20 protein-coding genes and 5 tRNA genes are annotated in these 24,910 nt (G+C 69.0%); 7 read left to right on the top strand and 18 right to left on the bottom strand.

Features of this window, described 5'->3' with window-relative positions:
* Nucleotides 1–11 precede the first annotated feature (11 nt).
* Nucleotides 12–4,157: a SpoIIE family protein phosphatase gene (locus tag E7742_RS00625; protein WP_137797152.1), complete on the bottom strand. Its 4,146-nt coding sequence runs from the start codon at nt 4,155–4,157 to the stop codon at nt 12–14.
* 284 nt (nt 4,158–4,441) lie between these two features.
* Between E7742_RS00625 and E7742_RS00620 the strand changes: the two genes are divergently transcribed.
* Nucleotides 4,442–4,636, top strand: coding sequence for a hypothetical protein (locus E7742_RS00620; protein ID WP_137797151.1), 195 nt, complete (start codon nt 4,442–4,444; stop codon nt 4,634–4,636).
* A 72-nt stretch (nt 4,637–4,708) separates the two neighbouring features.
* Here E7742_RS00620 and E7742_RS00615 read toward each other — a convergent pair whose 3' ends face one another.
* The gene (locus tag E7742_RS00615) at nt 4,709–6,145 is read right to left on the bottom strand and encodes an MFS transporter (protein WP_137797150.1); all 1,437 of its coding nucleotides are present in this window, start codon (nt 6,143–6,145) and stop codon (nt 4,709–4,711) included.
* A gap of 347 nt (nt 6,146–6,492) precedes the next feature.
* Here E7742_RS00615 and E7742_RS00610 point away from each other — a divergent pair, with 347 nt between their 5' ends.
* Nucleotides 6,493–7,263, top strand: coding sequence for an IclR family transcriptional regulator (locus E7742_RS00610; RefSeq protein WP_137797149.1), 771 nt, complete (start codon nt 6,493–6,495; stop codon nt 7,261–7,263).
* A gap of 66 nt (nt 7,264–7,329) precedes the next feature.
* Here E7742_RS00610 and E7742_RS00605 read toward each other — a convergent pair whose 3' ends face one another.
* From E7742_RS00605 to E7742_RS00595, 3 genes are all read right to left on the bottom strand, one after another.
* Nucleotides 7,330–8,490, bottom strand: a complete 1,161-nt coding sequence (locus E7742_RS00605) for a Rieske 2Fe-2S domain-containing protein (protein ID WP_137797148.1) — start codon at nt 8,488–8,490, stop codon at nt 7,330–7,332.
* Nucleotides 8,491–8,577: 87 nt separating this feature from the next.
* Nucleotides 8,578–8,850, bottom strand: coding sequence for a hypothetical protein (locus tag E7742_RS00600; RefSeq protein ID WP_137797147.1), 273 nt, complete (start codon nt 8,848–8,850; stop codon nt 8,578–8,580).
* Between the two features lie 101 nt (nt 8,851–8,951).
* On the bottom strand, nt 8,952–9,707 hold the full coding sequence (locus E7742_RS00595; RefSeq protein WP_137797146.1) for an SDR family NAD(P)-dependent oxidoreductase: 756 nt from the start codon (nt 9,705–9,707) through the stop codon (nt 8,952–8,954).
* A gap of 171 nt (nt 9,708–9,878) precedes the next feature.
* Here E7742_RS00595 and E7742_RS00590 point away from each other — a divergent pair, with 171 nt between their 5' ends.
* Nucleotides 9,879–10,460 carry a TetR/AcrR family transcriptional regulator gene (locus E7742_RS00590; protein WP_137797145.1) on the top strand — a complete coding sequence of 194 codons (582 nt, stop codon included), beginning with the start codon at nt 9,879–9,881 and terminating at the stop codon, nt 10,458–10,460.
* Between the two features lie 69 nt (nt 10,461–10,529).
* On the opposite strand, the gene E7742_RS00585 is transcribed toward E7742_RS00590, so the two are convergent.
* Nucleotides 10,530–12,965 (bottom strand): ATP-dependent Clp protease ATP-binding subunit, encoded by a 2,436-nt coding sequence (locus tag E7742_RS00585; RefSeq protein WP_137797144.1) that lies wholly within the window; start codon nt 12,963–12,965, stop codon nt 10,530–10,532.
* 283 nt (nt 12,966–13,248) lie between these two features.
* Here E7742_RS00585 and E7742_RS00580 point away from each other — a divergent pair, with 283 nt between their 5' ends.
* Nucleotides 13,249–14,688: an MFS transporter gene (locus E7742_RS00580; protein ID WP_137800989.1), complete on the top strand. Its 1,440-nt coding sequence runs from the start codon at nt 13,249–13,251 to the stop codon at nt 14,686–14,688.
* Here E7742_RS00580 and E7742_RS00575 read toward each other — a convergent pair.
* Together E7742_RS00575 and E7742_RS00570 are read right to left on the bottom strand one after the other, a co-directional pair.
* Nucleotides 14,646–15,185 (bottom strand): VOC family protein, encoded by a 540-nt coding sequence (locus E7742_RS00575; RefSeq protein ID WP_137797143.1) that lies wholly within the window; start codon nt 15,183–15,185, stop codon nt 14,646–14,648. The two genes, E7742_RS00580 and E7742_RS00575, sit on opposite strands and share 43 nt — an antisense overlap.
* Nucleotides 15,186–15,190: 5 nt before the next feature.
* Nucleotides 15,191–16,072 carry an oxidoreductase gene (locus E7742_RS00570; protein WP_137797142.1) on the bottom strand — a complete coding sequence of 294 codons (882 nt, stop codon included), beginning with the start codon at nt 16,070–16,072 and terminating at the stop codon, nt 15,191–15,193.
* Nucleotides 16,073–16,251: 179 nt separating this feature from the next.
* Between E7742_RS00570 and E7742_RS00565 the strand changes: the two genes are divergently transcribed.
* Both E7742_RS00565 and E7742_RS00560 read left to right on the top strand, forming a co-directional pair.
* The gene (locus tag E7742_RS00565; protein ID WP_137797141.1) at nt 16,252–17,145 is read left to right on the top strand and encodes a pseudouridine synthase; all 894 of its coding nucleotides are present in this window, start codon (nt 16,252–16,254) and stop codon (nt 17,143–17,145) included.
* Between the two features lie 100 nt (nt 17,146–17,245).
* Nucleotides 17,246–18,022 carry an SDR family NAD(P)-dependent oxidoreductase gene (locus tag E7742_RS00560; RefSeq protein ID WP_137797140.1) on the top strand — a complete coding sequence of 259 codons (777 nt, stop codon included), beginning with the start codon at nt 17,246–17,248 and terminating at the stop codon, nt 18,020–18,022.
* A 19-nt stretch (nt 18,023–18,041) separates the two neighbouring features.
* Here the strand turns inward: E7742_RS00560 and E7742_RS23580 are convergent, their stop codons facing one another.
* The 3 genes from E7742_RS23580 to E7742_RS00545 form a co-directional block, all read right to left on the bottom strand.
* Complete coding sequence (locus E7742_RS23580; RefSeq protein ID WP_137797139.1) at nt 18,042–18,614, bottom strand: TetR/AcrR family transcriptional regulator; 573 nt, start codon at nt 18,612–18,614, stop codon at nt 18,042–18,044.
* Nucleotides 18,615–18,625: 11 nt separating this feature from the next.
* The gene (locus E7742_RS00550) at nt 18,626–20,248 is read right to left on the bottom strand and encodes an FAD-binding protein (RefSeq protein WP_137797138.1); all 1,623 of its coding nucleotides are present in this window, start codon (nt 20,246–20,248) and stop codon (nt 18,626–18,628) included.
* 221 nt (nt 20,249–20,469) lie between these two features.
* A complete protein-coding gene (locus E7742_RS00545) occupies nt 20,470–21,057 on the bottom strand; it encodes a TetR family transcriptional regulator (protein WP_137800988.1) in 588 nt (195 codons plus the stop codon).
* A 260-nt stretch (nt 21,058–21,317) separates the two neighbouring features.
* Between E7742_RS00545 and E7742_RS00540 the strand changes: the two genes are divergently transcribed.
* Nucleotides 21,318–22,073, top strand: a complete 756-nt coding sequence (locus E7742_RS00540; RefSeq protein WP_137797137.1) for an IclR family transcriptional regulator — start codon at nt 21,318–21,320, stop codon at nt 22,071–22,073.
* 60 nt (nt 22,074–22,133) lie between these two features.
* Here E7742_RS00540 and E7742_RS00535 read toward each other — a convergent pair.
* From E7742_RS00535 to E7742_RS00505, 7 genes are all read right to left on the bottom strand, one after another.
* Nucleotides 22,134–22,207, bottom strand: a tRNA-Phe gene (locus E7742_RS00535).
* 54 nt (nt 22,208–22,261) lie between these two features.
* A tRNA-Asp gene (locus E7742_RS00530) sits at nt 22,262–22,335 on the bottom strand.
* Nucleotides 22,336–22,391: 56 nt separating this feature from the next.
* Nucleotides 22,392–22,468: transfer RNA gene (locus E7742_RS00525), tRNA-Phe, on the bottom strand.
* 55 nt (nt 22,469–22,523) lie between these two features.
* Nucleotides 22,524–22,597, bottom strand: a tRNA-Asp gene (locus E7742_RS00520).
* Nucleotides 22,598–22,645: 48 nt separating this feature from the next.
* Nucleotides 22,646–22,718, bottom strand: a tRNA-Glu gene (locus E7742_RS00515).
* Between the two features lie 113 nt (nt 22,719–22,831).
* Complete coding sequence (locus tag E7742_RS00510; RefSeq protein ID WP_137797136.1) at nt 22,832–23,488, bottom strand: ScbR family autoregulator-binding transcription factor; 657 nt, start codon at nt 23,486–23,488, stop codon at nt 22,832–22,834.
* A gap of 263 nt (nt 23,489–23,751) precedes the next feature.
* Nucleotides 23,752–24,804 (bottom strand): magnesium transporter CorA family protein, encoded by a 1,053-nt coding sequence (locus E7742_RS00505; protein ID WP_254699115.1) that lies wholly within the window; start codon nt 24,802–24,804, stop codon nt 23,752–23,754.
* Nucleotides 24,805–24,910 lie beyond the last annotated feature (106 nt).

The following is a 24,910-nucleotide window of genomic DNA, read 5'->3' as shown; positions in this document are numbered from 1 at the left end:
GGCGGACCGTCTCAGTCTCTCGGCGCCGACCGGAAGTTCGTGTACATCTCGACGACCGTCCCGGACGCGCCACTGGTGATGTCGACGCGGTCCATCGCCGCGCGCGCTTGATCCAACCGGTTGCGATGCGCATCGTCCTCCGGGCACGCGGGCTCGCGGGAACCGGAGTCGACGACCGTCAGTCGCACCACGTCGACCGACGCCTCCGCCCGCACCGTGAACGACGCGGTGGGTACGTGACCGTGCTCGAGCGCGTTGGCGCAGGCTTCCGCCGCCGCCACCACGATGTCCTGCGCGGCTTCCGGGGACATGTCGCAGCGGTCGAGCCAACCCCGCAGCGCCGTGCGCACCCGCGCCAACTGGCCCGGCTCCGTCGGGAACGTCAGCGTGAGCGGCGTCGGATGACGGTAGAGGAGAACCGCGACGTCGTCGTCGTAACCCTCCGTGGGGGCCAGCCGTGCCATCACGCCGTCGGCAAGGTCCTCGACGCCGGCCTCACGGGCGTGGTGCACGGCCTCACCGGCGCGTTCGATGCCCTCGTCGATGGTGGACCGACGGCGCTCGACGAGGCCGTCGGTGTAGAGCAGGAGCGTGGTGTGGGCGGGAAGGACGCACTCACCCTCGGGACGGGAATCCTTGCGGCGCACTGCGAGTGGCACCGATCGCCCACCCTCGAGCAGCTGACTGGTGCCGTCGGCGTGCGCCAGGATGCCCGGCGGGTGGCCGGCGCTGGAGTAGACCAGGCGACCGGTCTCCGGATCGAGAACGCCACAGAAGACCGTGGTGCACGCCGCCCCCGGCGTCGCGGCCGCGAACTGGTCGAGCGCAGTGAGCGCCTCGGCGGGACTGGGATTGCGCAACAGGAGGGCCCGGCACGCGCTGCGCAGCTGTCCCATGACCGTCGCGGCCTCCAGGCCGTGCCCGACGCAGTCGCCGACGACGATTCCGATCCGGCCGTCCGGTAGCGAGACGGTGTCGTACCAGTCGCCGCCGACCTCGAGGCGCCGCGTCGCGGGTTCGTACCGCACCGCGAAACCGTCCGGCAGATGCGAGGGACCGAGGATGGCCCGCTGCAACGTGATGGCGGTCTCTCGCTGCTCGTCGTTCTGATGGACCCGCGCCAGTCCCTGGGCGAGATGGCCGGCCAGCACCGACAGCAGCAGCCGATCATCGGACGTGAACGGCCGGGGGCTTCCGGTCTCGATCCACAACGCGAGCGGGCCGTGCGGATGCTCGAGCAGGACGCCCAGTCCCGTGTCCCCCGTGTGGACACCCAGCACCGGGCGGACGCGTAGCTCGGTGAGCAGCTGCCGGCGGGCGGCCGGCAACTCCGCCCAGGTGTGCGATCCGTCGGTGCTCAGGAGCGTCGGGTGCTCGTCGTCGTCGAAGACGGCTGCCAGCACGACGTCGGCACGCCACAGACTCGCGAACTCGGCCATGGCACCGGCGAGCGCCTCGGTGAGACTGCCCGCCTGGGTCAGGCGCGTACTGAGCGAGGCGAGCGCACTGTCTCGCTGAATCGCGTACCGCTCGGCGGTGACGTCGCGGAAGGTGCCCACGGTGACCCGGCGACCGGTCTCGGGATCCTGCGCCGGATTGAACTGCACGCTGATCCAGATCGTGTGGCCGTCACGATGGACGACGGGGACCGAATGCGTGCTGTGGCTGCGGTGGGGCAGCGCGGCGAAGACGTCCGCGACCTGCTGGTACGCGAGCGGGTCGGAGCTCGGGTCCGGCCACCACGGGTGGGCGGGACGGTACGGCAGCCCCTCGGCGCCGTACCCGAGGATCTCGGTGAACGCCGCGTTGATCTCCACCACCGCGCCGTCCTCGTCGCAGACGAAGAAGGCCTCCTGCAGGGAGTCGATCAGGGCCGTCCGCCAGCGCGCGTGATGCATCCGCATGCGGGCGAGTTCGACGTTCGCCCGGACGCGCGCGAGCAGCTCGGCGGCAGCGAACGGCTTGACCAGGTAATCGTCGGCACCCGCCTGCAGACCCTCGATGGACGCCTCCTGCCCGGCTCGCGCCGACAGCACGAGGACCGGCATCGCGGCCGTGCGAGAGTCCGCGCGCAACGCCGCCACCAGCGACAGGCCGTCGAGACGGGGCATCATCACGTCGGTGACGACCATGTCGAACGTGCCCGCGCGGACGGCCGCCAGGGCTTCGACCCCGTCCGGCACGGCGACGACGTGGTAGCCCGCTCCCGAGAGCAGGCGGGCGAGGTAACCGCGCATGTCGGCGTTGTCGTCGGCGATCAGGACCCGCGCGGGCACCGCGGCCACCGGCTGGACCGGTCCGCGCCCGGGCAGTTCGACGTCCGACGTCTCCGGCAGCCACCGCAGCGCCTCCAGCACGAACGAGTCGGCCACCTGCGAGACGACACCGTCGACCGCCGTGAAAGCGACCGATTCGGGAGGCAGGTGATCGGTCCCGAACGGGAGCCGGATCGTGAAGGTCGTGCCCACCCCCTCGGCGCTGTCGGCGGTGATGGTCCCGCCGTGCAGTTCGACCAGTTCCCGAACCAGCGCCAGCCCGATTCCGCTGCCCTCGTGCGACCGGGATCTCGTGTTCTCGATGCGGTGGAAGCGCTCGAACAGTCGCGGAACCTCTGCGGCCGAGACACCCACACCGGTGTCGGCGACGGTCACCACCGCCGAGTCGCCGGCGCGGCGGACCGCCACCGTGATCGACCCCTCGAAGGTGAACTTGAGTGCGTTGCTCAGCAGGTTGAGGACCACCTTCTCCCACAGGCCGCGGTCGAGGTACACCGGCTCGTCGAGGGGCGGGCAGTCGACGTCGAACGTCAGACCGGCCCGGTCGATCGCGGACCGGAACAGGCTGGCCAGTTCCGTGGTCGCGACCGCGAGGTCCGCGGGCTCGTAGCGGGCCTGCATGCGGCCGGCCTCGATCCGCGAGAAGTCCAACAAAGCATTGACCAGTTTGCCGAGCCGCAGACCGTTCCGGTGGATCACCTCGAGCTCGTCGCGCGCCCGCTCGTCCAGCCCCGAACCGTGCCGGCGCAACTCGTCCACCGGACCCATGATCAGAGTCAGCGGTGTACGGAACTCGTGGCTGATGTTGGAGAAGAACGTCGTCTTGGCACGGTCCAGCTCGGCCAACGCCTCGGCTCTCCGCTGTTGCTCCTGGTAGTTCCGCGCGGCGGAGATGCACGCGGTCACGTATCCCGCGACCAGTTCGACGAAACCGCGGTAACCGTCGTCGAGCGGCCGGTACCGGTTGAGTGCCGCCACCAGAAATCCGTAGGGAGTGTCTCCCTGCCGGAGCAACGGCACCAGCAGTGCGTGCGTGGGCGGGTTCGTCCAGGCGCCTGCAGGCAGGTCGGGGAAGCGGGCACCGTCGAGCGCGACGTGCACCGACTCGCCACGCGCCATGTCGGCAACCGGCCACACCGCTCGAGGGTCCCCTGCCGCCAGGACCTCCGGCGTGGCCGAGTGCCCGGGACGGATCCCACTCGTTCCGGCGAGCCGGTAGCTGCCGTCGCCCTGTGCCAGATACGTCGCGGTGAACGGCAGATCCCGCAGGTTCGCGTCGAGTTGCCGTGCGGCGAAGTCGACGGCCTCCTCGACGGTGCGGATCACGCTCGGGTCCGAGCCCAGATCGCGCAGCACCGCCATCCGGCGGTCACCGATGACCCGTTCGGTCTCCTCGCTGACCACGCACAGCATCCCGGCGACATTGCCGTCGTCATCGCGCAGGGGGCTGTAGGAGAAGGTGTGATAGCTCTCCTCGCGATACCCGGCCCGCTCGACGAACAGCAGCAGCGCCTCGTCCCAGGTGGCCTCGCCGGTGGTGAGCACCTGGTCGATCCTCGGGGCGATGTCGTCCCAGATCTCGGCCCACACCTCACGGGTCGGACGACCGAGAGCCCACGGGTACCTCTCGCCCAGCGTGTCCCGCCGGTAGGCGGCGTTACAGAAGAACGTGAGGTCGGGACCCCACGCCATCCACATGGCGAACCGCGACGAGAGCAGGATGTCGACGGCGGTGCGCAGGCTCTGCGGCCAGCCCTTGGGAGAACCCAGCGGCGTCACCGCCCAGTCGACGGCGGCCAGGTCGGCACCCACCGTCGGATCGCCGGCGAAGACGTCGAACGTCGGGCCCCGCGAATGCCCGTCGCCGCCAGATGACCCCACTGGACATCCCTTCCCGTTCACCCTCTGTGTTCACCCGCGAAGGTCGGGCCCGGGTTCACGACGCGGACGGCGCCGTTCGAGAATCGAACTGCAGCCGGTCGATCCGGTCCTGAGCCGGTCCTGCGCGCCGACCACACCTCTACATGTATACCGCCCGGCGGCACAGTCGGCGCGGCATCGTCGGCGCGGGTGAACGAGGGCTCGGGCGGCGAACGGTGTTGCCGAGCAGAACCACGTCCGCCTTCCTACGCTGTGGCTCTACCCCCGAGCAGAGGAGAACCGGCATGTCGTCCGGAGTCATCACTTCCAGCCTGTACGGACGTGCCTCGGCGGGGGCGCGGCGGGCGCCCCTCCCCCTGTTGCCGCTGGCTCCGCTGGTGCTGGGCGCCGGGCTGGCCTGCGTGACGATGTCCGTCGTGGTCACCACCGGCACGATCACCGCGCTGGGCGGCTGCGTCCTGGCCGTGCTCGATCGCTGACCCGCCGAACGCCTCGGGGCCTGCCGCCCGGGTAGGCGGCAGGCCCCGAGGCAGGCCGGGTGCGGGCGGGGGTTACCGCCCGCCGCGCCGTCCGACGGTGATACCGAACGCCAGGGCGGCGCCCACCAGCGCGGCGCCCGCGGCCACCATGAACGCCACGAAGAAGCCGTCCGCGGTGTAGACCGGGCCGGCCGGTCCGACGGCCAGGACGTGCTGGGCGAGCAGCGCGAAGCCCAGGGACGAGAGCATGCCACCGAACATGGACTGCGACAGACCGGTGAAGTTGGCGCCGATCGCGCGCTGATCCTCGGGCAGCGCCATCATCACGAGGTTGGGGATGGCGGCATAGATCATCGACCCGAAGCCGATGAGGCCGTACCCGGCCACCACCTGCCAGGCCTGGTCCGGGGTCGTCGCCAACACCGCGGCACCGAGCGCGATCAGGACCGCACCGCCGATCAGGTGCTGACGGAAGCCGATGCGCTTCGACGTGGCCCCCACGAAAACGCCGCCGAGAACGATCAGGATGCCACCCGGCAGCATCCACAGCGCCATGTCGGTGACCGTGAGGCCGAAGCCGTAGTCGGCCGCCTCTCGAGGCGTCTGCAACAGCATCGGGATGAGGGTCGCGGTCAGCGTCGTCGCGCCGTACGCGATGCCGCCGGCCAGGAGCGTGATGCCGACCTTGCGGCTCGCCAGCACCTCGATGCTGATCAGCGGCTCGGGGCAGCGGCGTTCCCACACCACCCACGCCACGGCGAAGACGACGGTGACGGCCAGCGTGCCCAGCGTCCTGCCGCTCACCCAGCCCCAGTCAGCGCCGAGCGACAGGGCGAGCATCACCGTGAACAGTGCCACCGTGAGCAGGAAGGCGCCCAGCCAGTCGACGGAAACCTGTGCGCGCACCGGTGTCTCGGGGACGAAGAACAACGTCAGCAGGCCGCCGACGGCGCACAGCGCGAACGAGAACCAGAAGACGGACGAGACACCCGCGTGGTCGAGCATGTAGCCGGAGATCAGCGGGGCGGCCACGGTGACGACGCCGACACCGGTGTTCGCGATCGAGATCGACATGGCCTGCATCCGGGCCGGGAAGACGTCGCGGATCAGCGAATACCCGAGCGCGGTGAAGGCGAACCCGACGCCCGACAGGAAGCGGCCGACGAGCAGGATCGGGAAGGTGGGGGCGACCGCCGAGATCACCGCGCCCAGGCCGGCGATCGCGGCGGTGATCACGAGGATCCGCTTCTTGCCGTAGACGTCCGCGAGCTTGCCGAGAATCGGCGACGCGATCGCGGCAGCGAGCACCAACGCCGTCATCACCCAGACGACCTGCGTCGTCTCGTACTTCGCGGCGATCTTGGGCAGTGCGGGGGTGAAGAGCGCGAAGGCGAGCGCCGCCTGCTCGGTGAGCAGGACGAGGATCAGCAGCACGCGGATCCAGTACGCGTTCGAACCGCCGCCCCGAGTGTCGTCGACAGAGTCTTCCCTGGAGACGGTGACTGACATTTCCCTACCTACGTTCCGATGCGAGGGGTGAGTGACCGGAAGCACGTTAGGAGGTGAGACGCGAGTCACCCTCATCGCTTCCCGATGAACGGAAAAACCGCCGCGCCGGCCACGCGTCCCGTCGCACAGCGGCGCCGGGCGCCGCGGGTCCGAGACCGGGACGGAGCAAAGGCACTGTGCGCGGCACGGTTTCGCGGGCGATCGGGGGCGGCCGGCAGACCGCTTCGGCGTCGAAACGAATTCGACGCAGACGCTGGAGGGATGCGGGCCACGCTGATACAGTCTCTTCCACTTGATTGAACGCTTGCTCAATCAGGTTGGAATGCGCGAATACATGGAGGTTCGTCATGACGACGACAGCAACCAGCTCCCCGATCGCAGTCATCGATCGCGTCGCGGTCCTGCTCGACGTCTTCCGGGAAGCGGAACGGCTGACCCTGTCGGAGCTCTCGCGCCGTACCGGGTTTCCCCGGTCCTCCACGCACCGCATGCTGCTGCAACTGGTCCGCATCGGCTGGATCCGCCGCCACGGGCACGCGTACGAACTGGGCATGAAGATGCTCGAGCTCGGTTCGCTGGCCCAGCACCACGATCGGGTCCACCAGGCCGCACTGCCCGTCCTGCACGAGCTGCACAACGCCACTGGTCTGGTCGTCCATCTGGCGGTGCTCGACGGCTCGGACGTGCTTTATCTCGAGAAGCTGGGCGGTCGATTCACGCTCGCGGTGCCCTCCCGGGTCGGGGGCCGTCAGCCGGCCTACCGCACTGCCATCGGCAAGGCGCTGCTGGCCAACACCAGGATCGACGCCGAAACCGTTCTGCCCGACCCGGTTTCGGGCCCCACCCAGAATTCGATCGGCGACGCGGCGCGGCTGCGTGTGGAGCTCGCCCGCGTCCGTGAGCAGAGCATCGCCCACGATCGGGACGAGACGGCCGTCGGTGTCTCGTGTGTCGCTGCGGCGATCGGGGACGGGAAGAACACCGTCGGGGCGATCTCGGTGTGCGGGCCGAGCAAGAGCATGAACAGTTCCGCGCTGGTCGCCCCGGTGCGGATGGCCGCGCTCGCGACATGGCGACACATGACCGCGAGCCGCGCGTTCCGCCACATCCCCGCCTGACGCACTGGCGCCGGTAACGACTGCGCCCCTGCCGTTTCCGGCAGGGGCGCTCTTCGCGTCGGTCGATCAGACGTCCGCGACCAACTCGACGGGCTTGACGCCGTTGGCGACGTTGTCCGCGACGACGTCGCGCCAGTTCTGCTGGGCCCGGGTGGTGTCCACCTCGAACTCGAAGCGCTTGGTCATGTCCTCCGTGACGTCCTCGATGTCCACGTAGAACTGCTGGTACCAGCGGCGCAGCTGGTAGACCGGCCCGTCCTCCTCGGTCAGCAGCGGGTTCTCGATCCGGCTCTTGTGGTTCCAGATCGCGATGTCCTGCTTGAACTGGTGCTCGACACCCTCGGTGAACTGCTCGGCCATCGCCTTGGCGTCCTCGTCCGACAGGCCCTCGGTCCGCTTGACGATGGTGCCCCACTGCAGGATGAACGAGTTGTTCGTGATCGGGTAGTGGCAGTTGGCCAGCTTGGTCTCGACCTTGATGTCGCCGGCCACCGTGTAGACGGTGTCGAGCATGAAGGACGGACCGTAGTACGACGCGTCCGAGATCGTCTCCGCCTCGGCCATTCCCAGCTGGACGCCGGTCTGGATGTCGTCACGGCCGCCCGAACGCATCACCTGGGTGGCGACGTGGCCCTCGAAGACGTTCTTGAAGTACGTCGGAATCTGGAAGTGCACGTAAAAGAAGTGCGCCATGTCCACGACGTTGTCGACGATCTCGCGGCAGTGTGAGCCCTCGACGACGTAGGTGTTCCAGCTCCAGTCGCTCCAGCCGCCCTCGTCGTAACCCTCGATCTGCGGGATCGTGACCTCGGCCGGCGGCTGGTTGCCCTGCGGGTCGTTCCAGACGAAGAACAGCCCGTTCCGTTCGAGCTTGACCCAGGCCTTGGTCTTGGCGACCGGAGGGACGCGGCGGGCGTAGGGGATGTCGGTGCACTTGCCCTTGCCGTTCCACCGCCAGTCGTGGAACGGGCAGGCGATGGTGTCGCCCTTGATCTCACCCATAGCCAGGTTGCCGCCCATGTGGCGACAGAACGCGTCGAGGACCTGCAGCTCGCCCTTGCTGTCCTCGAACACCACCAGGTCGGTGCCGAAGATCTTGACCTGGTGCGGCTTTCCGTCCCGGAAGTCCTGCGCGCGACCGATGCAGTGCCAGCCGCGTGCGAAGCGGTCGGGATTGCTTCCCGCCACGATCTCCCGGACCTCGACGTCGTCGGCGATCTCGGTCATCTTGCCTCCTTGAAGAAGTGTGCGCTGACCGCCCTTGTGCGAGCAGCGTCTGAAAACTCGGAACCGCAGCGAACGGCTGTCCGTCGCTTACGAGTAGGGGCGAACTTCGTCGGTCGAGCCGGCAACCGGCACCGTGCGGTACGACTCGCCGAGGCGACCCTCGGCGACGGCCTCGTCGATGCTCTTGCCGAGCGCACCGCACGTCCGTACGTACATGCTGTGGGTTCCGTCCGCGGCGGCCGCACGGAATTCGGCGCATGCCGTCTCCGCGTCCTCGAGCCACTGGGTGCTGGTGTGCGTCGCGCTGTACTTCTCGACGAGTACGCGGTTTCCGCACGCTCCGCATTCGACCGGCTGCATTGCGGGATCCTTCCGTTGGAACTGTATTCGGCCAGCGTACGAGCAGCACTCGCACGCTCCGTCGTCGATTTCCGTTGAGCGGTAAAGAATTCGGCGCACGGCTATCTGAGGAGAGCCTGTCCTCCGTCGACCGGTAGCGAATGACCGGTGATGTACCGGGCAGCCGGGCTGCACAGGAACACGACGGCCGGCCCGATGTCCGCCTCGGCGTCACCGAGACGCCCCAACGGCACGGTCCGCAGGTACTCGTCGTAGGCCTCCGGCTCGAGTTCGGCCCACCCGTCCATCAGGGGCGACGACGCCAGTGGCAGGACGGCGTTGACGCGGATCCCGTCGCGACCCCACTCGCATGCGGCCGTCCGGGTCAGCACGCGCACGGCCTCCTTGGCTGCGGCGTAGGCGCCGGTGCCGGACGGATCCCACTTGAGGCCGGCCGCGGAACCGAGGTTGACGATCGAGCCCCGTCCCGACAGGTGCGGATGACACGCGCGCATGAGGCGCAGCGTCGCCAACGGGCCGGAGTCCATACTGCCGAGGTAGTCGTCCTCGCGGACGTCGAGGAGCGTTCCGTGGGCCGGCGTCTGCGCGTTGTTCACCAGGATCGACAGACCCCCGTAGCGCTCGACGACGGCCGCGACGACGGTGTCGATCTGCTCCGGATCGGTCACGTCGCACCGCAGCGCGACCGCCTCCCCGCCGCGCCGGACGATCTCGTCGGCCGTGTCCGCCACCTTCGACAGCGTCCGACCGACCACCGCGACACGCGCCCCCTCGGCGGCGAGCGCGTGGGCGATGCCTCGCCCGATCCCCTGGCCGGCACCCGTCACCAACGCGACGTCGCCCTCGAGTACACCCATTCATCGCTCCCGCTCTGTCCGTCACACGTCGTCGATCATTGTGATCCAAGACACGAGATTGAGCAAGCGATCAATCAATATAGGATGAGTGTGCCGGGCCGCCGAGGGGCTCGACGCGCACCGGTACCATGGGGCGCCACCGAATCGACCCAGGCACAGGGAGAAATCCGTATGGATCCGCAGGAACGACGGCGTCAGATCCTCGATCGTTCCGGCGAGATATTCGCGACCAAGGGCATCTCCGCCACCACCGTGCGGGAGATCGCCGAGGCGTGCGGGGTGTACTCGGGGACCCTGTACCACTACTTCCCGTCCAAGGACGCGATCGTCGTCGAGATCATCCGGGTGTACGTGGACGAACTGTACGAGCGCTGTTCGGCGGTCATCGCGGAACAGCTCCCCCCGATCGAACGGCTCGAGGCACTGGTGCTCGTCGCGATCGACGCGGCCGAGCACCACCCGCACGCGACCGCGATCTGGCAGGTCGAGACCGACTACATGCGCGACAAGATGCTCGAAGCGAACCTGGACGACAAGGGCGACTTCGCCGCCGGTTTATGGATGCAGTGCATCACCGACGCACAGGCCGACGGCGACCTGCGTTCGGACGTCGACGCCGCCACCTTCTACCAACTCATGCGCGACTCGGTGTGGCTGACCAGCCGGTGGTTCCGGCCTTCCCCGCAGAAGTCGAACGCGGACTTCGCGCGCGAGATCACTTCGATCTACATCGACGGACTGCGGGTGCGCTGACCGAACCGGAACGACGAGGGGCGGGGCAGGCGAATCGTTCTCGCCTGCCCCGCCCCTGTCGTCGGCGGATCAGTTGACGACGAGGTCCAGCTCGTCGTCGGTGACCGTGACCGTGATCCGACCGCCCGCGTCGAGGACGTCGTCGAGCAGCAGATCGGCGATCCGGTCGTCGACCTCCCGCGCGATGGTCCGGCGCAGCGGCCGCGCCCCGAACTCGGGCTGATGGCCGTGTTCGGCGATCCAGTCCACCGCATCGGGCGTGAACTCGATGTCGATGTCCTTGGCCCGCAGTCGGTCCCTGCTCTCGCTCAGCAGCAGGTCGGTGATCCGGTGCAGCTGATCGGCCTCGAGCTTGCGGAAGATCACGATCTCGTCGATCCGGTTGAGGAACTCCGGCCGGAACGACTCCCGCAGACGGCCCATCACCCTGTCGCGCAACGGCTTCTCGGCCGCGGCAGCGTCACCCGTGGTGAAGCCCAGTGCACCACCCTTGCTGGAGATGATGTCCGAACCCAGGTTGCTGGTCATGATCAGCACGGTGTTCTTGAAGTCCACCGTCCGGCCCTGACCGTCGGTCAGCCGCCCGTCGTCGAGCACCTGCAGCAGGACGTTGAACACGTCCGGATGCGCCTTCTCGATCTCGTCGAGCAGGATCACCGAGTACGGGTGCCGCCGCACCTGTTCGGTGAGCTGGCCGGCCTCGCCGTATCCGACGTATCCCGGAGGGGCACCGACCAGTCGGCTCGCGGTGTGCCGCTCGCCGAACTCACTCATGTCCAGCCGCAGCATCTTGCTCTCGTCACCGAACAGCGACTGCGCCAACGCCTTCGCCAGCTCGGTCTTGCCGACACCGGTCGGACCGAGGAACAGGAAGCTGCCGACGGGGCGACGCGGATCGCCCATACCGGTCCGGCTGCGCCGCACCGCACGTGCGATCGCCTTGACCGCGTCCTCCTGCCCGACGACCCGCTGATGCAGTTCGTCCTCCAGTCGGCGCAGTCGTTCCTTCTCCTTCTGCGTCATCTGGCTGGCCGGGATTCCGGTGGCGCGAGCGACGATCTCGGCAATGTCCTCAGCGGTCACCGACGGCTGCTCCGACGACGTGACCGGGTCACCGACCCGGGCCTCGGCGAGCCGCTTCTCGACCCCGGCGATCTCGTCACGCAGCTGCGACGCGCGCTCGTACTGCTCGGCGGCAACGGCGTCTTCCTTTGCCTTCTCCAGCCGCGCGATGCGCTGCTGCAGGGCCTTCGCGTCCGGGTTGGACGCACCCAGCCGCAGGCGCTTGCGCGCACCGGCCTGGTCGAGCAGGTCGATGGCCTTGTCCGGCAGGTACCGGTCGGCGATGTAGCGCGACGACAGGTCGACGGCCGCCGCGACGGCCTCGTCGGTGTAACGGACGCGGTGGTGCTCCTCGTACCGCTCCCGCAGACCCGACAGGATCGCCTTGGCGTCCTCCGGGCTCGGCTCGTTCACCGTGACCGGCTGGAACCGCCGCTCGAGCGCCGGATCCTTCTCGATGTGCTTGCGGTACTCGTCGAGCGTGGTGGCGCCGACGATCCGCAGATCGCCTCGGGCCAGCTTGGGCTTGAGGATGTTTCCGGCGTCCATCGCGCCCTCGCCACCGGCGCCCGCACCGACGATCGTGTGCAGCTCGTCGATGAAGACGACGACCTGGCCGTCCTGGGCGACGATCTCGTCGACCGCCTTGGTCAGCCGCTCCTCGAAGTCGCCGCGGTAGCGGGTCCCCGACAGCATGCCGGCGAGGTCCAGCTGGACGATCTTCTTGTCGGCCAGCACCTCCGGGACGTCGCCGTCCACGATGCGCTGTGCCAGACCCTCGACGACGGCGGTCTTGCCCACGCCGGCCTCGCCGACCAGAACCGGGTTGTTCTTGGTGCGGCGGGCCAGGATCTCGATGGCCTGCTCGATCTCGTCACCGCGGCCGATGACCGGGTCGACCCCGCCCGACCGGGCCCGGTCGGTCAGGTCCGTCCCGTACTTGTCCAGGGTGGGGGTGGCCGAATCCCGCTGAGGCTCTGCCGGTCCCGCCGCCACGGCGGACTGCATCGACTCGGGCGTCACGCCTGCGGACGCGAGGATGCGGCCCGTGGTCGAGTCGCCTCCCGAGACCATCGACAGGAAAATGTGCTCCGGGTCGATGTACGTGGAGCCGAGTGCCCGCGCGATCTGGTGGGCATCGAGCAGCGCCCGCCGTCCGGCCGCCGTGACCGTCGGTGAGATCGAGACAGCCTCGCGGCCGCGGGGCAGGTGCGCCTCCGCGTCCTTCGAGATGGCCTCCGGGTCCCCGCCCACACGGCGAACCATGTCGCGCACCGGATCCTTGACCGCGGCGACGTGCAGGATGTGCAGTGCGTCGAGGCCCGTGTCACCCCGGCCGGCCGCGAACTGTGCGGCCTCGGCCATGAGCTGCTGCGTCTCAGCGCTCATGAGACGGGTGATATCGATGCGCCCGGGCCCCTCGGGCCCGAAGAATGCCGGCATTCGCAGCCTCCTCCAAAGTTGAGTCTTACTGACTCATGGAACATGCCTGTCGGGCGTTCAATTCCCGCACAGCGGCCGACCCCCGTGCCGACGCGTCGACGGCACCGACGATTTCGCAGCCGCGCACCCGCTCCAGCGGCCCGACCTGCGCCTTTCGGCCGCGTGCCCGATGCGACCCGACCGAATGTGATGCCGCGCACACCGGCTCGGACGCCGTCCCCCTCTTGACCTCGAGTGCACTCGAGCTCCTACGTTCGAGGCCGTGCACGATACGGAGAAGGCGATGAACGGCGCCTGGAGGGAACTCCTCAGCGGGCGACACCTGGGCGTCGTGACGGTCCTCGCGGGTGGCGTCGCACTGTATGCGACCAACGTCTACCTCACCGCGGGCCTGCTGCCGACCGCGATCGACGACATCGGCGGATTGCAGTTCTACGCGTGGACGTCCGTCGCGTTCCTCATCGGCTCGGTGGCGTCGGCGACGGTCGTGAGCCGCACGCTCGGTGCGCGCGGACCGCGCGGCGCCTACCTGACCGGGCTGGCACTGTTCGCGCTGGGCAGCACGGTATGTGCGGCGAGTCCGTCGATGGAGGTACTCCTCGTCGGCCGGGGGCTGCAGGGGCTGGGCGGCGGACTGCTCGCCGGACTCGGCTACGCGACCATCAACCTCGCGCTCCCCCCGCGGCTGTGGACGCGGGCGTCGGGGCTCGTGTCGGCGATGTGGGGAGTGGGCACCTTCGCGGGCCCCACGATCGGCGGCGCCTTCGCTCAGTTCGGTTCGTGGCGAGCGGCCTTTGCCGTGCTGGTCGTGGCCACCGCGACGGTCGCGGTACTGGTGCCCCTGGCACTACCGCGCAAGACCGGTTCCACGGACACTCCGGGTCGGCTGCCCGTGATGCCGTTCGCCCTGTTGATCGCGGCGACGACGGCGGTGGCCGTCGGCGGGATCGTCGGCAACGCGGCGGTGAGCGCGCTGGCCGTGGCGGGCGCTTGTGCGCTCGTGGTGGCGTTCGTCGCCGCGGACCGCCGCAGCCCGGCGGGCGTGCTGCCGTCGTCGACGTTCGGTCCTTCGCGGCTGCGGTGGGTCTACCTCACGGTGGCGGCGCTCGCAGCCGCGTCCACCGTCGAGACGTTCGTGCCGCTGTTCGGCGATCGACTCGCCGGACTGGCGCCCCTGCCCGCGGGGTTCCTCGGCGCGGCACTGGCGCTCGGCTGGACGCTGGGGGAACTGTCGAGCGCCGCGGTGAGCGGACCGTCCGCCGTCCGCCGGATCGTGCGCGGCGGCCCGCTGGTGGTCGCATGCGGACTGCTGTCGGCGACGCTACTGGTGCCCGACGGCGCCGACACCGTCCGCATCGCGGGTTGGGCTGTCGGACTCGCGCTCGCCGGCGCCGGCATCGGCCTCGCGTGGCCACATCTCACGGTCGCGGCCATGGCGTCGGCCACCGGAGTCGAGGGCGCCCAGGCGGCGGCCGGCATCAACACGGTGCAGCTGGTCGCAAATGCCTTCGGGGCCGCCCTGGCCGGGGTCCTCGTGAATCTCGGTGGCCTGGACGTGCGGTCGGCGCAGGTCCTCTTCGGCGCCTTCGCGGGACTGGCGGTGGCCGGTGTCGAGCTCGCCCGGCGTGCGACGCCGCGGCCCGCTCCCCCGCCGGGGCCGGACCGCGCCGCCGCGAGCGGTCAGCCGCGGGCGCGCGCCGCGTGTACGCGTTCCCACAAGTGACGGTCGGTGCGCGGACCGCCACGGGTGTCGGCCCCGTACCGCGCGATCTCCGCGTCGATGTCGAGCGGACGCGTCGGCGGCTGGGCGGGCACGAGTTCGTCGATCGCCAGTGCATCGGGGACCAGCCAGCACACCTCGAACTCGATCCCGTCCGGGTCGGCGCCGTACAACGCCTTGGTGGAGCAGTGGTTGCTGGCACCGGTCAGCGCGCCGGCGGCGACCAGGCGGTCGCGCATGTCCGCGAGCCCCGCGAGCGTGTCGACCTCCCAGGCCAGGTGGTACAGGCCGACGTGGCCGGGTGTCACCCGGCCGGTGGGGTGCGGGCTCTGGAACAGACCCAGGTCGTGGTCGTTCGCCGAGTCCGGGGCCTGCAGGAACGCCGCACCCGGAAAACCGCCCGGCAGCGCCTTGAACCCGAGCACGTCCTGGTAGAACGCCAGACTGCGCCGCAGGTCGGACACGAACAGGACAGCGTGGTTGAGTCGCTCGATCGCCAACGCGGTCAGCCTCCGAAGTTGTAGTCGACGCCGGTGAGTTTCTCCGACAGCGTCCACAATTGTCGCGCAACGCTGCGGTCGTGCGACTTCCGGTTCGAGGACACGACTTTCGGGTGTCCCCTCGTCTCGAAGAGTGACGACGGCCCGATGTAGCTGCCGCCGGTCGCGTCGGGGACGGTCGCCGCGTACAAAATCGGCAGGGCGCCCATCTGTGCGGACTGCGCGATGATCGGGTTGGCCAGCGACATGATCCGGCTCGAGATCGACTCCGTGTGGGACTGGAGGTTGGTCGCGGCGTACCCGGGGTGCGCGGCGAGCGCCTTGACGGTCGAGCCGGCGGCCTCGAGCCGGCGCTGCAGTTCGTAGGTGAAGAGCAGGTTCGCGAGTTTCGACTGCCCGTAGGCGGGCCAGCGCCGGTAGGTTCGACGCTTCCAGTTCAGGTCGTCGAGGTCGATGCTGCCGATCTGGTGCATCGCACTCGACATGGTCACCACCCGGTCGCCGATCCGGTCCAGCAGCAGACCCGTGAGCGCGAAGTGGCCCAGGTGGTTGGTACCGATCTGCATCTCGAAGTCGTCCGCCGTCCGCCGCAACGGCACCGCCATCACGCCCGCGTTGTTGACCAGTACGTCGAGCGAGTCGATCGAGTCCGCGAACTCGCGCACCGACGACAGGTCGGCGAGGTCGAGCCGGCGCACCTCCGCGCGGTCGCCCAGCTGCGCCGCGACGGCGCGCCCCTTGTCGACGTCCCGGCACGCGAGGATCACGCGGGCGTCGGCCTTCGTCAGCGCCTTGGCCGCCTCCGCCCCCAACCCGCTGTTCGCGCCGGTCACGACGAACGTGCGGCCCTCTTGATCGACGATGTCCCCTGCATCCCAAGTGGTCATGGTCACAGCGTACGGAAAGATCGAACCGCGGGACCCGTCGTTCGGCTGCTCGAGCAACGCCCGCCACCCACCCCTCGAAGATGGCGGGCGCTGCAACTTACCGAACAGTAAGGTAGCCCGGCGGGCACGTCAACGCCTGTACCGGAACCGGACCTCGAGTTCGCCGGTACCGTCGAGTCGTGCCCGCTGCTCCGCTCCCCGTCCGCGACGGGCTCAATCCCACACGTCTGCGGCTTCCGAACGCCGGCCCGTGGCCGACCGCGCTCGCGTTCCTGCTCGCCCGCTTCCCGTCCGACGCGCGCCGTCTGCGCGAGAAGGTGGCGGCCGGCGAGGTGGTCGACGAACGCGGGGCTGCGATCACTGCCGTCACACCGTTCCGGCCGCACGGCTTCCTCTTCCTCTATCGGGACCCACCGGTGGAGCGGCGGGTGCCGTTCGAAGTCGAGGTCCTGCACCACGACGAGAACCTGCTGGTCGCGGACAAGCCTCACTTCCTGGCCAGCACGCCGCGCGGCGCGTACGTGGCCGAGTCGGCGTTGGTACGCCTGCGGCGGTCCCTCGATCTGCCGGAACTCACCCCCGCCCACCGCCTCGACCGGGTCACCGCGGGCGTCCTCGTCCTCACAGTGCGTGCGCAGGCCCGCCGGGCCTACCAGTCCCTGTTCGACGAGCGCCGGGTCGACAAGGAGTACGAGGCTCTCGCGCCGTACGACCCGGCCCTGCGGCTCCCCCGCACGGTGCGCAGCCGAATCATCAAGGAGCGCGGCGTACTTCAGGCGCGGGAAGTGCCCGGGGCACCCAATGCCGAGAGCCGGATCGAACTGATCTCCGTTCGCGACGGCGTCGGGCGGTACCGATTGCGGCCGCGCACCGGAAAGACCCATCAGTTGCGACTGCACATGAGTTCGCTCGGCATTCCGATCGTCGGCGACAACGTCTACCCCGAGTTCCACGACGTCGCCCCCGACGACTACTCGACGCCACTGCAACTGCTGGCCCGCAGCATCGAGTTCGACGACCCGTTCAGCGGCCGACGACGGCGCTTCGTGAGTGGCCGCACGCTCGCCGACTGACCGCGCCACCCCGTCCTCCCGCGTGATGGGCGAACACCGCGCCGCGCTACCAAGCAAGTGCTAGGTTGCCGGAAACCCGACGCACATCCAGGAGCACACCGTGAGCACCTCCTCTGCGAGTTCCACCCCCACCACCGCCCTCGTCACGGGCGGCACCGGCGGCATCGGCGCCGCCATCGTCCGACAGTTGGCCGCACAGGGACACAACGTGGTCCTCACCTACCGATCCAACGCGGAGGCCGCTGCCAAGTTGGTGACCGAGATCGAGGAACTCGGGGTCCGGGGCGCGGCACGCTCCGTCGACCTGTGCGACCCGGAGGCGCTCGCCGAGCTGGTCGCGACGACGACACACGAGTTCGGTGACCTGTCGATCCTGGTGCACGCGGCCGGTCCGCACATCCCGATGGTGCATCTGTCCCGCGTCGAACCCGCCACGTACGCACAGCACCTGAACGACGAGGCCACCGCCTTCTTCACCGTCGTCCAGGCGTGCCTGCCCGCGCTGCGCGCAACCTCGGGCTCGGTGGTCGCGGTGACCACTGCGGCCACCGACCGCTACCCGGTGCGGGACGGCCTGTCCGCCGGGACCAAGGGCGCCGTCGAGGCGCTCGTGCGCGGATTCGCCGCGGAGGAAGGACGATTCGGCGTCCGGTTCAACGCCGTCGGTCCCGGCATGCTCACCGACGGCATGGCCGAACGCCTCATCAGCTCGCAGAGCCTGGACCAGCGGGCGCTCGACGTGACGATGAGCCGGATCCCGCTGCGGAAGTTCGGGACCGCGGTCGACATCGCCGAGGCCGTCTGCTTCCTGGCGAGCACCAAGGCCGGCTTCGTCACCGGCCAGAAGATCAACGTGGACGGCGGCTACACCGTCTGAGCCGACGCCGCTCTCGGGGTCACGGCAGGATCATCCGCGCCGAGACCTCGAGGCGGTCGGCGATGTGCAGGTACGAGTCGTAGCCCATGCCGGCGCGCAGAAGCGCACCGGCGTAGAGCATCTCGAGCGCCTCCAGCAGGTCCTGTTCATCCTCCGCGGTCGCGTCGAGCGCGGCGAGCAGACGGGCCCGGATCTCGAGCGCGATCCGCGCCCGCAGGTGCTCGACGTCGGGGTCGCGGCCCAGCAGGGCCGTGGTGACCGCGGCCGCGAGTTCGGGCTCGTCGGAGACCAACAGGGCGACGCTGCGGAGCACCTCGACGACCCGCGTGGTGCGGTCTCCGGACGTCTCGTCGTCACGCGGCATCGCCGACAGCCGGCGCCAGAACACCTCGGCCACGAGGTGTTCCTTGGAGGAGAAATACGTGTACGCCGTCGCCGGGGCCACCCCGGCCTGCGCGGCAACCAAACGAACGGTCAATCCGGCGAACCCCTTCTCGCGTAACACCTCGACGGCACAGCGGGTGAGCCGAGACACCGTCTCGGCCTGCTTGCTCGTCAGACGGCGGCGGGTCGATTCGTAGTTGCCAGACACATGTCCGGAGGCTACGCGAGCCCCGGCGCACCCGCCACGACGGCCCCGGCCCGGCGGCCCGAGTACACGCAGTCCGCAAGAGAGAGACCGCTGACGTACGACTGCGAGCAGACGCCGACCGCGTTCCGGCCCGCGGCGTACAGCCCGGGAATCGCGGTGCCGTCCGCCGCGGTCACCGCGCCGGTCCACTCGTCGACCGTGAGGCCGCCCAGCGTGAGCACCGGACACGGGAAACCGGCCTGGATCCGGATCGAGCAGTCGATCGCGTAGAACGGGCCGTCCACCAGCGGTGTGACGTAAGCGGGGTCCTTTTCCATCAGATCGGGGCGTCCGGCGCGTCGGTCGTCGTTGTACCGGTCGATCGTGCGAGCCAGCCCGGCAGGGTCGATCCCGACGCGCCGCGCGAGTTGTTCGACCGTCGCACCCTTCTCGTGCCCGACGCTGAAGAGGTACGTCGTCTGCAGCCGTTGGAACCACAACGTTTGTTCGGGCACCTGACGCTTCGCGTCGGCCAGCATCCGCGCGTCGACGATCAGGTAGGCCGACACGTCGGTCTGATCCGCGATGTACTCGCCGATCTTGGCGCCGTACAGCAGTTCGTTGCAGATGCGCTCGCCCTCCTTGTTGACGAGCACACCCTCCGTCATCGCGATCGGCGGGTTGAAGAAGCGCCACGCCGAAACCCGCTCCAGGCGATCGGTCGCGCCTCCGACCGACTCCCCCAACCGGATCCCGCTGCCGTCGTCGCCGATGGTGCCCAGACCGGTGCCGTGGAGATACCGCGGCGCGTGCTCCTTCAACATCTCCCGATCGAACACGAATCCGCCCGCCGCGAGGACCACACCCTTGCGGGCCCGGTAGCGCCGCACCACGGAGTGTCCCGTCTCGATCCGGCGGATCGGCGCGTCCATGAGCCGCCCGACGGGCCGGTAGTACAGATTCCACTTCCGATTGAGGGAACCGAGCACTCGGTGCATCCGCCGGAGCATCTTCGCCGCGGGGTCCACCTCGCGGCACTCGATTCCCACGACGACCCCGGCGTCGTCGGTGACGAGCGAGGTCACGACGGTCTGTCGCCGCACGTCGATCCGGCGTGTGCGCGCTGCCTTCTCGAGTGCACCGAAGAACACCCGGCCCGACGTGCCGCGCCCCTTGGTGCGGTGCCCGCGCGGGGCCGGCTTCGCGACATCCTTGTACGGCGCCGCCGCCTCGTTCCCCGAGTAGTAGAGGTAGTAGTCGTTCGTCGGGTACGACGTCTTGCGCGGCGCCATGCTGCCCTCGAACGGGACGCCCAGCGCTTCGAGCCACTGCAGGTTCTCGACGCTGCGGTCGCAGAAGTCCTCGAGGAGTTCGTCCGAGACGACACCCTCCGTCTCGAGCCGGAGATAGTCGAACATCGCCGACGGCGTGTCGTAGTCGAAGCCCGCTTCCTTCTGCTGGGTGGTACCGCCCCCGGCGTAGTAGATGCCGCCGCTGATCGCCGTCGCACCGCCGCCGTCGAACCGCTCGATCGCCAGGACCTCGGCACCGCGATCCGCCGCCTCGATCGCAGCGCACACGCCTGCTGCGCCGAAACCGACGATCACGACGTCGGCCTCCCCGTCCCACTGCCCGGGCCCACTGTGCGCCTGCATGTCTCCGCCTCCCTTTCGGCCCCCGAGGAGACCTGCCCCGCCACCGCGCACGCGGGTGCCCGGATCGCGTCCGGCTGCTCGAACACTGACCGGGCAGAGACTAGAACAGGGTCCAGATTTTGTCGACGACGAGCGGATTGACATCCACTCTTTCTGCGAGTATCCCGAAGTTCCATCGAGGAATCCGCGGTGGAATCCGTTGCACTTTCACGCGCCGGGCCTCACCCGAAATCGGCGAGCACCAGCGCGATGACGTCCTCGACGTTGCGGACGGCGTGGGCGTGGCTGATCCGCCCGGCCGTCCAGAAGGCGAGCGCGGCGAGCATGGTCCCGTCGATCGCCACCAGCGCGACCCGCGCGACGTCGTCCGGGACACCGCCCATGAGCGTGAGCGTCGCGGCATGGTTGGCTTTCTCGCGGCACTGCAACGACTCGCGCACGTACGGATCGGACGAGGCGGTCAGCTCGACGTCCAGGCGGGCGAAGTTCGGGCCACGCTGGAAAGCCCGCAGCTGGCGTCGGTACAGCGCCGACACGCGCTCGGGGACGGTGCGTTCGTCCACGATCCCGGCCTCCGCCGCACGGCACCGTTCCGCCGCGAGCTTGCGTGACAGGCGGTCGTTCCATGCCACCATCGACGCGGCGAGCAGGTGGATCTTGGTGGGAAAGTACCGGTACAGCGTCGCGAGCGAGACCCCGGAGCGCTCGGCCACCTCCCGCATCTGGATCTTGTCCGGCTCCGTCTCGGCCAGCAACGCGATCACGGCGGTGGTCAGCGCCGCGCGCCGCTCCCGCTGTCCGGCCGTCATGTCGGCCGGCGCCTTGGGGATGCCGCAGTCGCCTCTCACCCGAGTCAGGTTAGTCGGGCGCAGCCCGGCGATCAGGCGGCTTCCCATCGCCCGGAACGAAAACGTAGTTCTCGTTTCTTCCGAAATCCGGTTGTCGGAAATAGGTTTCAGACACCTGACGTACCGGCCGGTAACCCCGCCGGGGTTGTTGCGGGAGCCGACCTGTGGGTATAACTCAAGGTGGACCGGCAGCGACACGGTCGGGGAGCGGAGGGCGCACGGTGACCGTCATCGACAACGACACGGACGTCGTGAACGCTGCCGTGCCGCCGACCATGGCCGAACGGATCACCCTCATCCTCGAGCAGTTCGACGGTGCCGGCACCGAACTCACGGCCGAGGACCTCGTCCAGCTCACCCGGATTCCGCGCTCCACGACGCACCGAATCCTCGACCAGCTCACCCAGTTGAACTGGCTTCGTCACAACAGGTTCGGGTACCGCCTGGGCTGGCGCGCGATCTCGCTGGGACGTAGCACCGAGCGCGACGAACTGCGCGCGGTCGCCGCTCCCCACCTGCACCAGCTGCACCTGCACACCCGCCTCATCGCGCACCTGGCAGTCCTCGACGGCCGGGACCTGGTTTGGTTGGACAAGATCGGCGGACGGTGCGCGGACACGATCGCGACTCGGGTCGGCGGGCAGAGCCGCGCAGATCTCACCACCGAAGGTCGGGCGATGCTCGCGCTGATGCCGCCCGAGCAGGTCGATGCGCTGTACCGCGACGTTCTGGGCGCCGCGGCGTTGCGCGACCTCCACGGCCGACTCGGTTCGATCCGCACGCGCAGCGGACGTGCCTGGGACACCGACCCGCGGGGTGTCGCGACCGCGGCCGCCGCGATGCGCGCGGGCGAATCCGATCACGTTCAGTTGAGCTGCATCTCGCTTCGCGGCCGCGTGCCGACCGAGCAGCTGCGTAGAGTCGTTCCTTTGCTGGCGGGCGCCACGCGCATGATCTCGACCAGGATGGGCGAGTAACCGAAATCGCCCGGATCGGCGGCGGAGCTGTGGAGCGGAGAAGGCCGGCTGCCGGGGGGGTGGCCAGAGCCGGGATCGAACCGGCGACCTTCCGCTTTTCAGGCGGACGCTCGTACCGACTGAGCTACCTGGCCGGAAGGCACCTGACTGAATGCCTGTCGCATCGAGCCGTTTCCGACTCGAGTGAGCGACCCTGACGGGACTCGAACCCGCGACCTCCGCCGTGACAGGGCGGCGCGCTAACCAACTGCGCCACAGGGCCATGTGTAACACATGTAGAACTCGTACTGCTCACAAGAAAGTCGTATCGACTTTCCGTGGTGGCCAGAGCCGGGATCGAACCGGCGACCTTCCGCTTTTCAGGCGGACGCTCGTACCAACTGAGCTACCTGGCCGGACGGCACCCGAACCGAATGCCTATCGCTCCACACCGTTTCCGGTGTGGCAAAGCGACCCTGACGGGACTCGAACCCGCGACCTCCGCCGTGACAGGGCGGCGCGCTAACCAACTGCGCCACAGGGCCATGCTGTTACTGCTATTAAACTGTACTGCTACCCCAACGAGTGAAGCGTACCCCCTACGGGATTCGAACCCGCGCTACCGCCTTGAAAGGGCGGCGTCCTAGGCCGCTAGACGAAGGGGGCCCGCCGGACTGCTCCGGCCAGTACCCTCAACGGCGTTCCGTTGGGAGCTTGGATAGCTTAGGTCACCGATTTCACAAACCACAAATCGCCTGATCAGACCCGATAAACACCGCTCATTCGGGCTCCGGGGCCTCGGGTTCGGGCGGCCAGCCCTCCCGACGCCACTTCTCCAGCCACGCATCCGACGCCATTCCCGACAGGATGACCTCGAGCGATTCCTCGAAGCGCGCCTCGAGATCCACCTTCTGAGCCGTGAGGTCGGACATGTAGCGCTGTCCCGCCAGGCTGGCGGCCAGCACCCGCGTGAATTTGTCGGTGTCGACGCCGTCCCGGACGAGGCCCTGACGGGCAGCCCGCTGGACGAGTTCACGAGCCGAGGTTCCCCAGACCCGCACCCCACCGTTCTGCACGTCGCTGTAGAACTCCGGCTCGATGATCAAGCGGAACTCGGCCTGCACGATCGGGTCGGAGAGGAACATCCGCGCAACGTCGAGGACGAGACCGTGCAGGATCTGGAACGGATCGAGGTCGGTCCGCGCCAGCCACCTGTCGGTGACCTGCCTGAATTTCTCGAGAGCGGCGGCCAGGACCGCGCGCCCGAGTTCCTCCTTCGATTCGAAGTGGAAGTACATCGCTCCCTTGGTCGCGTGCGACCCCTCGAGGATCGCATTGACCGACGCTGCCGCGTATCCGCGCTTACCGAACTCGACTGCCGCCGCTTCCACGATCGCAGCCCGAGTGCGGCGCGCACGCTCCTGTTGACGTGCCATTGCGCTGTTCGCCTCCGAAAGCCGTAACGCTCGCCGATGCGCTCGGCCAGCTTCCCGCCCGACAACCAGACTAGTCCGCACGTGACGTCCCGGGAAACGTCGAGGCTCCCACCTGCACATTCAGCACCGATTCGGCAAAAACACACCAGCTGGTATAATTTCGGCAGGCTCGGGTGCGCTGCAGGGGGTGCGCGCCCGAGCCGCCAACTTCCGCGGGGATGTTCGGGACATACCACTCCGAGACCGGTCGCCGGCCGTGGCCGTCAGAGCCATCCGCGACGTCTGAAACCGAACCACAGCCCGGCGGCGAGTCCCACGAGCATCACCGCGCTGAGCCAGAAGCCCCACGACTCGCCGTAGCCGGGGAACGGAATGTTCTGCCCGAAGTAGCCGGTCACCCCGGTGGGGATCGCGATGATCGCGGCCCACGCGGTGAGCTTCTTCATGATTTCGTTGAGCGAATTGCCCTGCATCGCCAGGCTCGTCGACAGGATGGACTCGATCGTGTCGCGCAGGCCGTCGATCCGCTCGGTCGCCCGCAGCGCATGGTCGTAGACGTCCTGGTAGTAGGGCACGATGTCCGCGTACAGCGCGTGCGCGCCGGGCCGCAGCAGGGCGCTGAGCGCCTCGTTCATCGGCAACACCACGCGAGACAACCTCACCACGTCCTTGCGGAGCGAGAAGCTGCGCAGCTGGATGTCCCGGGTGGGCCCGGTGCCCTCGAGTAGCTCGTCCTCGAGGTCCTGGATCCGGTCGTCGAGGTCGTCGAGCACCTCGAAGTAGCCGTCGACCAGCTGGTCGAGCAGCGAATGGACGAGAAAGCCGACGCCCCGCTCGGTCAGGCCACCGATGTCGTCCCACTGCGCCAGAAGCGGCTCGAGCGGGAAGCCGTCGTCGCTGCGGATCGTGATGAGAGCCCGGTCGAGAATGAAGGCCGCCACTCGGGTGGACGCGAGCGTGCCGTCCGCCGGATCGAGGTGGACGGCACGGGCGTGCAGCAGACTGTGGTCGCGGTACCGCACCAGGCGCGGGCGCTGACTCCCCGACACCGCGTTCTCGACCGCCAGCGGGTGCAGCTCGAGCTCACCGCCGACGAGCGGCGCCAGCGCGGTCAGGTCCGACAGCGTCGGCGCCAGCAGATCCACCCACACGAGGGCGTCCGGGTCGGCGCCACGGTCGGCGAGTTCCCGCAGCGGCAGATCGGACGCGACCAGCACACCTCGACGGTAGAGCCGACTCCGGTGCCGACAGTTCACGCGCACGTCCGGGACCGGCGCCGCGGCGCGGTCGTCTTGCTGCTGGGTCGTGTCACTCACGCCTCCGATCATGGCCGACGGCGACCGCGCCGACACGGTGCGCCACGTCGTCCGGGCCAACACGCGCGGAACGTACTCCCGTGCAGCGGCTTTCGAACTCCCTCGT

Origin of the sequence: Rhodococcus sp. SGAir0479, assembly GCF_005484805.1 — a bacterium.
In the GTDB taxonomy this organism is placed as follows: Bacteria; Actinomycetota; Actinomycetes; order Mycobacteriales; family Mycobacteriaceae; genus Prescottella.
This window is presented reverse-complemented; position numbering and strand designations above follow the sequence as displayed.